The 12,167-nt window shown below is 42.8% G+C and carries 7 protein-coding genes; 3 read left to right on the top strand and 4 right to left on the bottom strand.

The window, feature by feature from the left end; all coding sequences use genetic code 11:
- Positions 1 to 518 precede the first annotated feature (518 nt).
- The 3 genes from G3T18_RS00440 to G3T18_RS00450 all read left to right on the top strand — a co-directional run bounded on the left by G3T18_RS00440 (position 519) and on the right by G3T18_RS00450 (position 7,734).
- Positions 519 to 5,210: an Ig-like domain-containing protein gene (locus G3T18_RS00440; protein ID WP_224408539.1), complete on the top strand. Its 4,692-nt coding sequence runs from the start codon at positions 519 to 521 to the stop codon at positions 5,208 to 5,210.
- Positions 5,211 to 5,403: 193 nt separating this feature from the next.
- Entirely contained in the window at positions 5,404 to 7,104 is a 1,701-nt protein-coding gene (locus G3T18_RS00445; RefSeq protein ID WP_224408540.1) for a glycoside hydrolase family protein, read from the top strand.
- Positions 7,105 to 7,437: 333 nt separating this feature from the next.
- On the top strand, positions 7,438 to 7,734 hold the full coding sequence (locus G3T18_RS00450) for a hypothetical protein (protein WP_224408541.1): 297 nt from the start codon (positions 7,438 to 7,440) through the stop codon (positions 7,732 to 7,734).
- A 69-nt stretch (positions 7,735 to 7,803) separates the two neighbouring features.
- Here the strand turns inward: G3T18_RS00450 and G3T18_RS00455 are convergent, their stop codons facing one another.
- The 4 genes from G3T18_RS00455 to G3T18_RS00470 form a co-directional block, all read right to left on the bottom strand.
- On the bottom strand, positions 7,804 to 8,403 hold the full coding sequence (locus G3T18_RS00455) for a 4Fe-4S single cluster domain-containing protein (protein ID WP_224408542.1): 600 nt from the start codon (positions 8,401 to 8,403) through the stop codon (positions 7,804 to 7,806).
- A gap of 17 nt (positions 8,404 to 8,420) precedes the next feature.
- The gene (locus tag G3T18_RS00460) at positions 8,421 to 9,521 is read right to left on the bottom strand and encodes an NAD(P)H-dependent flavin oxidoreductase (protein WP_224408543.1); all 1,101 of its coding nucleotides are present in this window, start codon (positions 9,519 to 9,521) and stop codon (positions 8,421 to 8,423) included.
- Between the two features lie 139 nt (positions 9,522 to 9,660).
- Entirely contained in the window at positions 9,661 to 11,046 is a 1,386-nt protein-coding gene (gene hemN, locus G3T18_RS00465; protein WP_224408544.1) for an oxygen-independent coproporphyrinogen III oxidase, read from the bottom strand.
- A gap of 243 nt (positions 11,047 to 11,289) precedes the next feature.
- Positions 11,290 to 12,018: a biliverdin-producing heme oxygenase gene (locus G3T18_RS00470; RefSeq protein WP_224408545.1), complete on the bottom strand. Its 729-nt coding sequence runs from the start codon at positions 12,016 to 12,018 to the stop codon at positions 11,290 to 11,292.
- Positions 12,019 to 12,167 lie beyond the last annotated feature (149 nt).

Genomic DNA, 12,167 nt, shown 5'->3' on the forward strand with positions numbered 1-12,167 from the left:
GGAACCCTTGGATTGGGGATTTCAGTGAACAGTCATCAGTTATCAGTAGAGAGTAGAGATTAGAGACAAGCAAGCAAGAGGGGGTTTTCAGTGAACAGTGAACAGTTATCAGTTGTAAGTTATCAGTTATCCATAGAGAGTGGAGACTAGGGAGACTTGGGATTGGGGGAGAGGGGGAAGACGGGGGAGACTTAGGAGATAAACTGTTCACTGTTTACTGTTCACTGTTCACTGCTAACTGAACCCAGTCCCCTCCTCACCAGTCACCAGCCCCCATACTTAAGTAAAAACTCGGAAAAAGGAAACTTAAGACGCGATAAACTCGACAACCAGGAAGGTAGTGGGCGTTTTAGAGTAGCTAGTTGAAGATTAATGCTAAATTTCTCTGGAATTACTAAAAGCCAAACTGTAGCCAGTAGGCGATCGCATATAGGGCGATTTAAGCATAAATTCTTTTAACGCCCAACTAACAAGCAGGGTGCAGAGAAAAATAATTTACAAATTTTGAGGTGACTCTGATGACAATTATCTGGACTGGAGGTGGCGATGGTACGTCATGGAACGATCCAGCTAACTGGGATACTGGTGAAGTCCCAGGATTATCAAATACGGTTGTTATTAACGACGGAGACAGTGTAACTCTCGACGAAGATGTTACCGTTGCGGTACTTAATCTCAATGGCGGTACTTTAACTGGTAGTGGTGGGCTAACTACAACACAAGCCTTAAACTGGACTGGTGGTACGATGTCTGGTACGGGAACCACAACCGTAGCAGAAACTGCTACTTTGTCAATTGGTGGGGATGTAGACAACTTTCTCTCCGAACGTACTTTTATTAATGCTGGTACGGGAACTTTTAGTAGTGTCGCAACTTTTGTTTTTAGTGGAGAAGCAACCTTTACTAATGAAGTAGACGCTACATTTGAAATTACTGGAGAAGGCGACTTCGAGTTTGAAGGTGACGGGAGTGGTACTTTTTCTAATGTAGGTACTTTTACTAAGTCGGTAGATGTTGAAACTTCTTTTAGTGAAAACATTTCTTTTCTCAATACCGGAACCGTCGAATTAGACATTGGGACATTAATTCTCAATGGTGAAGTTACCGGAAACTGCGATCGCTTTGAGATCGCTGAAGGTGCAATTTTACTTCTCGGTGGGGCAACTAATACCTTTGATACCGAAACCCGCTTTGAAGGAGAAGGTACTTTAGAAATTGAAGCAGGCAGTAGCTTTGTCGTTAATGTCGCTACTGGTGGTGATGGCGATGGCGATGGCGATGGCGATGGCGATGGTGATGGCGATGGCGATGGCGATGGCGATGGCGATGGCGATGGCGATGGCGATGGCGATGGCGATGGTGATGGCGATGGCGATGGCGATGGCGATGGCGATGACGATGACGACGATGATGATGATGATGATGATGATGATGACGGCGGCGTAGGTGACGACGACGACGATGACGACGACGATGACGACGACGATGATGATGGCGATGGTAATGGAGAAGATCGCAAATCTTTAGTCATCGATGTGAACTTCGTTAACAACGGTACAGTCGAAGTCAGCAGCGAAGCATCATTAGAGTTAGCCTTTAGCGGTGAAATTAGCGGTAACTACCAAATTGGCGCTAATGGATCGATAGAATTTAGTGGTGAAACACAAACTTTTGGTTCAGAAGTTAGTTTTGCTGGTGAAGGATCGATCGCCATCGACGCACAAACTACTTTCACCGTCAGTCGAAATTTTACTCTCGATCTTGACTTTTTCAATAGCGGCAGAGTCGTAATTGAAAATGGCGTTATCTTGCTAGTTAATGGGGAAGTAACCGGAAACTGCGATCGCTTCCAGATCGGTGAAGGTGGTAGCCTCACGTTAGGTGGAGAGGAAAATAGCTTCGACACCGAAACCGTCTTTGAAGGAGAAGGTACTTTAGAAATTGAAGAAGGTAGTACCGTAACGATTACCGAAGCGATCGTTGGTGACGGCGATGGCGATGGCGATGGCGATGGCGATGGTGACGGCGATGGTGACGGCGATGGCGATGGCGATGGCGATGGCGATGGCGATGGCGATGGCGATGGCGATGGCGATGGCGATGATGACGATGACGATGACGATGACGATGATGACGATGACGATGACGATGACGGCGGTACAGGTGACGACGACGACGATGATGACGATGACGGCGGTACAGGTGACGACGACGACGATGACGATGACGAAGGTAAGAAATCTCTAACCATCGACATCAACCTTGTCAACAAAGGCACGATCGCGATCGAAACTGGCGCAAGTTTAGATCTCGCTTTCGAGGGAGAAATTACTGGTAACTACGAAATTGATACCGATGCTTTTGTCAGCCTAACTGGTGCAGCATTTACGTTTGCTGAAGGCGCTGGCTTCTTTGGTGAAGGTATCCTCGAACTAGCCCAAAATAGCTTCCTCAGTATCGAGCGATCGTTCAGTCTGGAAACTTTCTTCTCCAGCAGCAGTATCGTCGAAATTGAAAGCGGAGGCGTACTAACTTTAGTTAAAGGTGCTGAATTTGAAAGCAGCATCGAAATCTCTCAACAAGCATCCCTAGAGTTAAGCAGTGAAGTCACTTTCGAGACTGGTATCGACATTACCGGAGAAGGCTTACTCGAATTACTCGAAGGTGGTACCCTCGTCATTGACGTTGGCGATGGCGATGACGACGGCGGCGATGGCGATGGCGATGGCGATGGCGATGGCGATGGCGATGGCGATGGCGACGGCGATGGCGATGGCGATGGCGATGGCGATGGCGATGGCGATGGCGATGGCGATGGCGACGGCGATGGCGATGGCGATGGCGACGGCGATGACGACGATGACGACGATGACGACGATGATGACGGCGGCGTAGGTGACGACGACGACGACGATGACGACGATGACGACGACGATGATGATGACGACGACGGCGGAAACGGCGACGACAAAGATACAGTCACCATCGAAGTTGAGTTTGAAAATAGCGGTAGCGTCAAGATCGAACAAGAAGCCAAACTTTCACTCGCCTTTAGCGGTGAAATCAATGGAGAATACGAAATCTCTGCTAATGGTTTCTTGAAGTTCACCGGAGAAACTCAAACCTTCCGCGAAGGAACAACCATCACAGGTCAAGGTTCAGTTGAATCATCCAGCAATTTGACAATCGACAAATCCATCACCATCGAAACTGGATTTGAACAAACTGGCGGAACCCTTACCATTGATGAAGAATTCAGCTTAACCAAGTTTGAATTGTTCTCAGGAAGCTTAGTTGTCAATAGCAGCTTCAACGTCAAGACTTTGATTGTCCGAGGTAATGCTGAAGCAATCCAAGGACAAGAAAACATCACTGCTGATACCTATATCGAAGCTTTTGATATCACCCTTGATGAAGGTGGAAGTCAAGTTTTTGACGACAGTAACCTCGAACTGGTAAACACTAATGCTGCTGCGAGTGAAGTAGTTTACACTCTCACTGATTTAGCAGATTACGGTACCATCTTCCTCGACGGAGAAGAATTAGCAGTTGGCGATACCTTCACCCAAGAAGATATCAACAACGGTTTAGTCAGTTACGAAAACGATGGTAGCGATGTTACCGACGATAGCTTTAGCTTTACCGTTGATGATGGCGACGGTACTCAGAGTGAGGAAATCAGCGTTGACTTCACAATTAATGTAGTTAACGATGCACCGATCGCTACTGAAGACGAGTTAAATAGTCCTGATGGCGAACCTGTAACTTTCGATCCTCTGGCTAACGATAGCGATGATGAAGGTGAAGATTTAGAACTCGATCCTGAAAGCATTGTCGGTGCGGGTAACGGTACTGTCACAGTTAACGAAGATGGTACGATTACCTATACTCCGAATGCTGGCTTCAACGGTAGCGAAGACTTCTCTTATGAAGTTTCTGATTCAGAAGGTAATATCAGCATCGGTACAATAATCATCAATGTCGGTACGGCAGCTAAATTCTTTGTTGCTGAAGATGATGAGGTGACAACTACACCGGGAACGTCTATCCTGATTGATGTTCTGGCTAACGACACCGATGACGATCGCCGTCCTGAAGATTTACAAATCGTTCCTGGTAGCCTGGTCGGTGCTGCTAACGGTACGATTGAAATTACCGAAGATGGTCAAATTCTCTTTACTCCTGCTTCCTTCTTCCGTGGTAAGGAAGATTTCTATTACGAAATTATCGACGAAGAGGGTAAGGTCGATACTGGTAAGGTGATTGTTACTGTCGGCGAAGACGACGGTACTGATGACGGTACTGACGATGGTACTGACGACGGTACTGATGATGGTACTGATGACGGTACTGACGATGGTACTGATGATGGAACCGATGATGGTACTGACGATGGTACTGATGACGGAACCGATGATGGTACTGATGATGGTACTGACGATGGTACTGATGACGGTACTGACGATGGTACTGATGATGGTACTGATGACGGTACTGATGATGGTACTGACGACGGTACTGATGATGGTACCGATGACGGTACTGACGATGGCGTTGACGATGGTACCGACAACGGTGGAACCACTCCTGACGAACCTCTCTTCGGTTCCGATGGTAACGACGTTATCGAAGTTGACGACGACACCAGCAACAGCCTAGTCTTTAGCGGTGACGGTGATGACTTCATCGACGCTTCTGCTGGTAGCAACAACCGCATCTTAGCTGGCGACGGCAACGATGAAATTATTGCTGGTACTGGCGATCGCGTAATCGCTGGTGACGGTGATGACTTCATTGATGCGACCGCAGGTGGCGGTAACAACCGTCTCTACGGTGGTGACGGTAACGATGACTTCCTGCTTGGTAGTAATGACCGTTTGGTTGGTGGCGATGATGTTGACCGCTTCTTCGTTACTAACGGTGGTGGTAACACCATCACAGGTGGCGAAGCTGCTGACCAATTCTGGATTGCTACAGGTGGTAGCTTACCCGATGCAGCCAACACGATTACTGACTTTGAAGTTGGTGTCGATGTCCTCGGCTTCGGTGGTACATTCGCAAATATCAGCGAATTTGCCGATTTGACCTTGACTGTAACTGATGGCAATACCACAGTCTCAGCCCAAGGTCAAGACATTGCTGTACTTTTAGGTGTTGAAGAAGACCTAACTGCTGCTAGCTTTGTCTTCGATAGTTCACTCACAGTTTAATTCAGTTTGACTGATTAAAAATAGGGGTAACGTTCCGCGTTGCCCCTATTTTTTTCCCCTTGGTTTACAATAAAAAAAGTCAGGTTAATATGAAAGGTAAAATAAAAAAACACACAAATATTTATGTAGGGGCAGTCCCCCCGTGGCTGCCCCCTGAAAATTAATTTATAACCAGAATTTACTCAATAATTAAATGAATAAAGAACAACTTTGGTTTAGCGATTTTCGCAATACATTGCCACTCACAACAAAGGAAGAAAAATCATTAATTCAATACGTGACTGTAGCTTTAGGGCAACAGCAAAAAAAGGTAAAATTAACTAATAATCTTCAGGAAGATCGCCAACCTCGTTTAGTATTTCTCTCGCTGAGTGACGGACAAAAAACTGCTAGCGTAATTTTCGGTTCTGGACGTGGAATAACTAAAGCTATTGAGGAAGCTATTAGTCAAATTCCTCGTCAACTACAAAATATTAAATGGATTAAACTAGATATTGTCCAAAGTGTTTTTTCTTTATCTCGTTTGAATTTAAAACGACCTTTATATAAACAAAGAAGTCTTTACGGTTTAGCCTTCGATCGCGAATCTCAAATTGCCTTTTTACCAGAAGAATTATTAACCAATAATTTGTTAAATACAGATTTAAATATTCGTCCGCAAAATATTATCAAATATTTAGGAAATGACTCGGAAAAAGCACAAGCATATCAAAGAATATTAGATTCCGATCGCATCCAAATTTATCGCTTCACCACAACAAGTTTATTTAGCGAAAATAATCAATCTATTTCACTTTATCGCGGTCATCGTTTGTTCGATAAACTTGAACGAGAACAACTTTTAGCGGCTGCTTTTGATGGTGGTGAATATCTCACTCGCGCAATCGAACCTAACGGCAAATTTGTCTATATTTACCAACCAAAAACTAACAATGTCCCCAATAAATATAACATTTTGCGTCATTCTGGGACAATTTATTCGTTGTTAGAATTATACGAAATAACTCAAAATAAGCAATTTTTAGTAACAGCAGAAACCGCGATCGCGTTTCTCTTACAAACCTTCCATCCTTACGAAACACCCCAAGGTAAGGTGAAATGCGTTGTTGAAGACGGTTTCGTCAAATTAGGAGGAAATGCGCTAGCGGCGATCGCCTTATCTAAATACACACAAGTCACTAAAAGTCAAGAGTATTTAGCAATTATTCAAGAATTAGCAACCTGGATGGCAAGCGTACAAAACGAAACTGGCGAATTTGTCGTTCACAAACAATCATACCCCGAAGGCAAAGTTAGGTCTTTCCTCTCCGAATATTACCCCGGAGAAGCGATTTTAGCCATGCTACGGCTTTATCAACTTGACTCTCAAGATAGGTGGTTGGATGTCGCCGCCAATGCTGCTAAATTTTTAATAGAAGTACGCGATCGCGGTTTACCCGACTCCAAATTACCTCACGATCACTGGCTACTTTACGGCTTAAACGAATTATATCGTCATCGCCCCGAACAATTGTACTTGAATCATAGTTTGAGGTTGGCTCACGCGATCGCAGACAAACAAAATGTTAATCCCAGTTATCCCGATTGGCAAGGAAGCTATTACCAACCCCCCAGATCCACACCCACAGCAACCCGCAGCGAAGGGCTTTATGCAGCCTATCAACTAGCAAAATTTGTCGGCAAAGATGAAGACGCAAAAACCTTTTTAGCAGCCATGAAACGAGGAATTAAATTTCAATTACAAACCCAATTTCAAGCAGAATCAGTCTTATATTTGCCAAATCCGCGCCGCGCGATCGGTGGTTTTCATCGTAGTCTGACAAATTTTGAAATTCGCATCGACTACATCCAGCATAATATTTCTAGTTTGTTAGGTTTGTATCAAATAATATAATTCGTTCCCTGGCTCTGCCGGGGAATGAGATCGGGAGGCTCCGCCTCCATTCCCTGGCTCCGCCGGAGAATGAGATCCGGAGGCTAACTCGTTCCCTGGCTCTGCCGGGGAATGAGATAAGGAGGCTCCGCCTCCATGGCAATCAAGGCAGAGCCTTGGGGTGGCGTACCCAGGCGGAGCCTAGGTACGAGAGTTTCTTTAGGGTGGCGTACCCAGGCGGAGCCTAGGTACGAGAGTTTCTTTGGGGTGGCGTACCCAGGCGGAGCCTAGGTAACGCGGAGGGAGGGGAGCAGTCAAATTTGTCTTCTTATCTGGCTGGAGCCTAGGAATGAGATGAAAATTTTAGATTACTTGCTATCCAAAAATCCTCGCGAATTTGATTATCAGTATAAACAGAATGCTTTCTTAGCTCTCACTTATTTACTCACCTTTAGTGAAGATGACAATAGCTTTTGCCAAATCGATTCGTTAGAAAGGAAAAAAGCACAACAAGTAATTGAGATTTTCAATGACGAAAGAATTATTTTAGTACAAGTAAGTCGAGAGATTAGTCTTAATCAGCATTTTCAACAACTAATTGAAGGAACTGCTCAAGAAGATGATATGGAAAATCTTATCCAAGCTGGTTAAATCTTATGAATTAACCAAGAAACAATTTAATTACAAAAGCTTTTTTAGGAAATAACCCAGAACTTAATTTTAGCCTAACTTACCTCGAAAACCAGTAATAATCCGGCTGCCATCTTTGAGGATATGAACCTCGATTTGGTCGCTTGCCCAACTAATTTTATCTTCAAAAGCAGGATTAAAGATGTGTATTTTTTGATTCCGAGAAGATACGGGAGAATCAGGGGAATTAATCGCTAAAGATTCTACATAAGGTCCGTCGATGAGAATGTCTAACTGGGCGAGTAATTTTTCTGCGCCGGGAGGGGCTTTTGGCGATCGCAACTCGGCTAAAGTAAATCCGGTGAAAGACATTACATTTAAGCCTTTTGCTTTAAGTTTTGCGGCTAATTCTGCTAAAGCTGTTGCTTGCCAAAAAGGTTCGCCCCCGGAAAAGGTTACGCCTTGATTGTTAGAATTGCTGAGGATTTTTTCGGCAAGTTCTTCAACAGAAAATAACTGATTAATTTCAAATGACCAAGATTGAGTATTAAAGCATCCTAAACATTCTCGCGCACATCCTTGCAGCCACACAACTGCACGACAACCGGGTCCGTTGACTTCTGATTCATCAACATAACCCATAACATTTAGATAGCCAGGAGGAATTTCCGGAAGGGTAGGATTGCTCATTTTGCTTATTTTTCCTCTCAGTTATTGTCAGTTAGTTCTGCCATCAATTCTGCCACAGACATCATTTTTTGGCTACGTCCGGCGTTAGAACCCGCAAAGATTAAACCATTGTCTACATTGCCACGAACGGCATTATCTAAAGCTTGAATAATACAGTAGGTTTCTTGGGAATCTCGACAGCGACAAGTGTGCAAACAGTTAGCAAGACAGCGTTTTTCGAGATCGGGGGAATTGGCGATCGCTTTTTCGGCAAAGGCATTTTTTAAAGCCCGCCCCGGCATTCCTACGGGACTGGGGACGATTACGACATCTTCTGGAGTAGCATGAAGATGAAATTCTTTGTAGCGAATATCTGCGTCGCATTCATGAGTGGTAATAAAGCGAGTGCCAATTTGTACGCCACTTGCTCCCAAGGCTAACACGCGATCGATATCTGTGCGATCCCAAACACCGCCAGCCGCAATGATGGGAATATTTACGCCAAGTTCGTCACGCAAATATTTAACTAATTGGGGAATAATTTGTGCGTCGGAAAAAGCCGGATTTGCTAATTCTTCTTTTTTAACTCCTAAATGTCCCCCGGCGGTTTGAGGATTTTCGACAATAAAAGCATCAGGAAGCCGTTGGTGGTGACGTTCCCAACGCCGACAAATCAATTTCGCCGCGCGATCGCTAGAAATAATTGGTACTAAGGCAACATCGGGATAATTAGCTGTATATTCTGGCAAATTCATCGGTAAACCTGCACCAGAAATAATCAAATTTGCCCCATTTTCCGCAGCAGTACGAACTAATGTTTCGTAGTCTCGCGCTGCCACCATTATATTAACACCAATAATTCCATTAGGACTCAAGAGACGCGCTTTTTTCAGTTCGTCAATTAAAGCTAAACGATTAGCTGCAAAAAACTTTTCTTGTCTCTGTTTAACATTTTTTTCTTGACGGTCGAAGTAAGGCGATTTTAATCCTAAACCTACGGCTGAAATTACCCCAATTCCGCCAGCGTTAGCAACTGCACTCGCTAAATTCGCACCAGAAATTCTAATTCCCATTCCTCCTTGAATAATTGGATATTTGGGAGTATATTTGCCGATGCGAAGAGTTGTAAGAGTTTTCATGTTTTGCCTTTCTCTACTGGAGAACTGATTTTTTTAGATTGGATTTTGGCGTGCTTGGTGGCATTATTAAACTACAACCAAGTTGGCAGAGAATTCAGGCAAATTTTCTTTGACGCTGAATTCTTCTCGATCGCCTAAGCTAAATAGCTTTGGAAAATTTTTCTACTTGTTTGTGTTGCAAGTAACTGTCAAACACAGAAGCAATATTCCGAATTAATAAACGCCCTCTAGCTGTGACGACAATACTATGGGGAAATAGTTCGACTAAGCCATCGTTTGCTAATAAGGATAGTCTCACTAATTCTTCGGCGAAATAAGTATCAAAGTCGAGATGATATCGGGTCTCAAATTCAGATTTATCTAACTGAAATTGACACATTAATTCCATAATTACCGCACGACGAATGAGGTCGTCCCGATGCAAATTTACTCCTTTTTCTAAAGGTAAAATTTCACTATCGATGGCTTGGTAGTAGTCTTTTAAACGCTTGTTATTTTGAGCGTACACTGTTTGTAACATACTAATCGAACTAATGCCAAATCCAAATAAATCTGATTCGGGTTTTGTCGTGTAACCTTGGAAATTCCGGTGTAGCTTTCCTTCCCGTTGCGCGATCGCTAGTTCATCGTTTGGTTTAGCAAAGTGATCCATGCCAATAAAAACATAACCTTTTTCGGTTAATTCATCAATGGTAAAATGAAAAATATCTAGTTTTTCTTGGGCTTTGGGTAATGCTTCTTGAGGAATGCGTCTTTGTACTGGTTTTAACCAGGGAACGTAAGCAAAATTAAAGACGGCAATGCGATCGGGATTGAGTTTAATTGTCTTTTGAATTGTGTCTGTAAATGTGGCTAAGTTTTGGTATGGTAAGCCATAAATTAAATCAACATTTACGCTTTCAAATCCTACTTCTCGAATCCATTCCATGACTTGAAATAGCATGGTTTCTGATTGAATTCGATTGATTGCTGCTTGGACTTGAGGATTAAAGTCTTGAATGCCAAAACTAATCCGATTAAAGCCTAAATCTTTCAGCAAAAGAAGATAATTTTTGTCTACATTTTTGGGATTAATTTCAATGGAAATTTCTGCGCGATCGCTGAAGTTAAAATTTTCGTTAAGAATTGTCCATAATTTCTCAACTTGATCTAAGTTTAAATAATTTGGTGTACCGCCACCCCAATGTAGTTGCTCGACTTGACGTTTGGGGTCGATTTCCGAAGCAACTTTGGTGATATTTTTGGCAATATAGTTTAAGTAAGGATCGACAACTTCTTTGCGTTGGGTAATAATTGTATTGCAGCCACAAAAGTAGCAAGGTGATTCACAAAAAGGAATGTGACAGTAGAGAGAAAGTGGTATATTTTGAGAATTTCCTGCTGCGATCGCGTTGTGAAAGTCAGTTTCAGTAAAGTTCTCTTTTAATTCTGTAGCAGGTGGATAGCTAGTATAACGAGGTAGTGGTTTGTCATATTTGATGAGTAAATCTGAATCGAATTTTACTTTCTGGGACAAAAGTTTCATCTTCTAAATTACCTTTGGCTAAGAAAAAAAGAGAACAAAAATCTGGCTTGTGTCGCTAAGTAATTAAAATGACAAGCGACAGTTAACTTATCGAGGATATTTACAACTATCCGAAAATATGTTAAATACTGAAAAAATTTGGCTTTTATCTGGATTTACAAACAGAGTTTGTCTCAAAGTAATTTTCGGATAGTTGCTTGATTTTTATTGACAAAATCAATTAATTATGCTTGCCTATTTTGTCTAGGCATTAACTAATTCTTCTGAGGTACTTCCCGGTCGATTTTGATTGACAATTGCCTCAAATACATCTGGATCGAGTGAAGCTTTCACATCTGCTTCTAGCTCGTGCATAACATTACGATTGAGCGTAAAAACATAATTTGCTTCATCAACAATTTTTTGCACCATTGCTTCATCAACAGGTAGTGAATCCAAGGCTTGGCGGTACTTTTGCTTAAAGTCTCGCTTCGCTTCTACCGTAGGAATCTGGTCAAATTCATAAAATTTAGTTCCCCGATCTAAAGGTAAATCGAGTGCTGAACGCACAATATTTCTTAATCCTTGTCCTCCGGAAAGATCGCCTAAATACCGCACGTAGGAATGAGCGACTAAAAGTGCAGGTTCGGTGTTAGCTATGTGATGAATATGGTTTACATAAGCTTTTCCGGCTTCAGCAGCACTAATTAAATTTTGCCAGTTATTACCATAATAAAAGGCTAAATCTGCTTCTAAATTAGCTTGGCGGTTTAATTCGGGAAAGTAAATTAAACTAACTACGGGATGCTGGGAATGACGTAGTAGTTCTTCTTCTAAAGCATTATAAACAAAATACAAATTTCCCAATAATTTCTGGAAGGATTGTTTGGTAACAATTCCTTTGAGGAAACATTTCATAAATGCCGTATTTTCGGCGGCTGTATGAGACTCTTTTGTTCCTGCTCGTAGGCTGATAGCGAGATTATTACTCATGCTAAATTCCTCATCAAAACAGTATCGGAGGTCTGGCGATCGCGTTTTCTCGCGAACCTCCTTTGATAACTGTATAGTGATTAAAGGATTTTGGGAAGTAACTTATCATAACTTAACAAACGTGGTTGCGGTGTAGCTGACGTAAAAAA

Origin of the sequence: Oscillatoria salina IIICB1 (assembly GCF_020144665.1) — a bacterium.
Lineage (GTDB): Bacteria > Cyanobacteriota > Cyanobacteriia > Cyanobacteriales > SIO1D9 > IIICB1.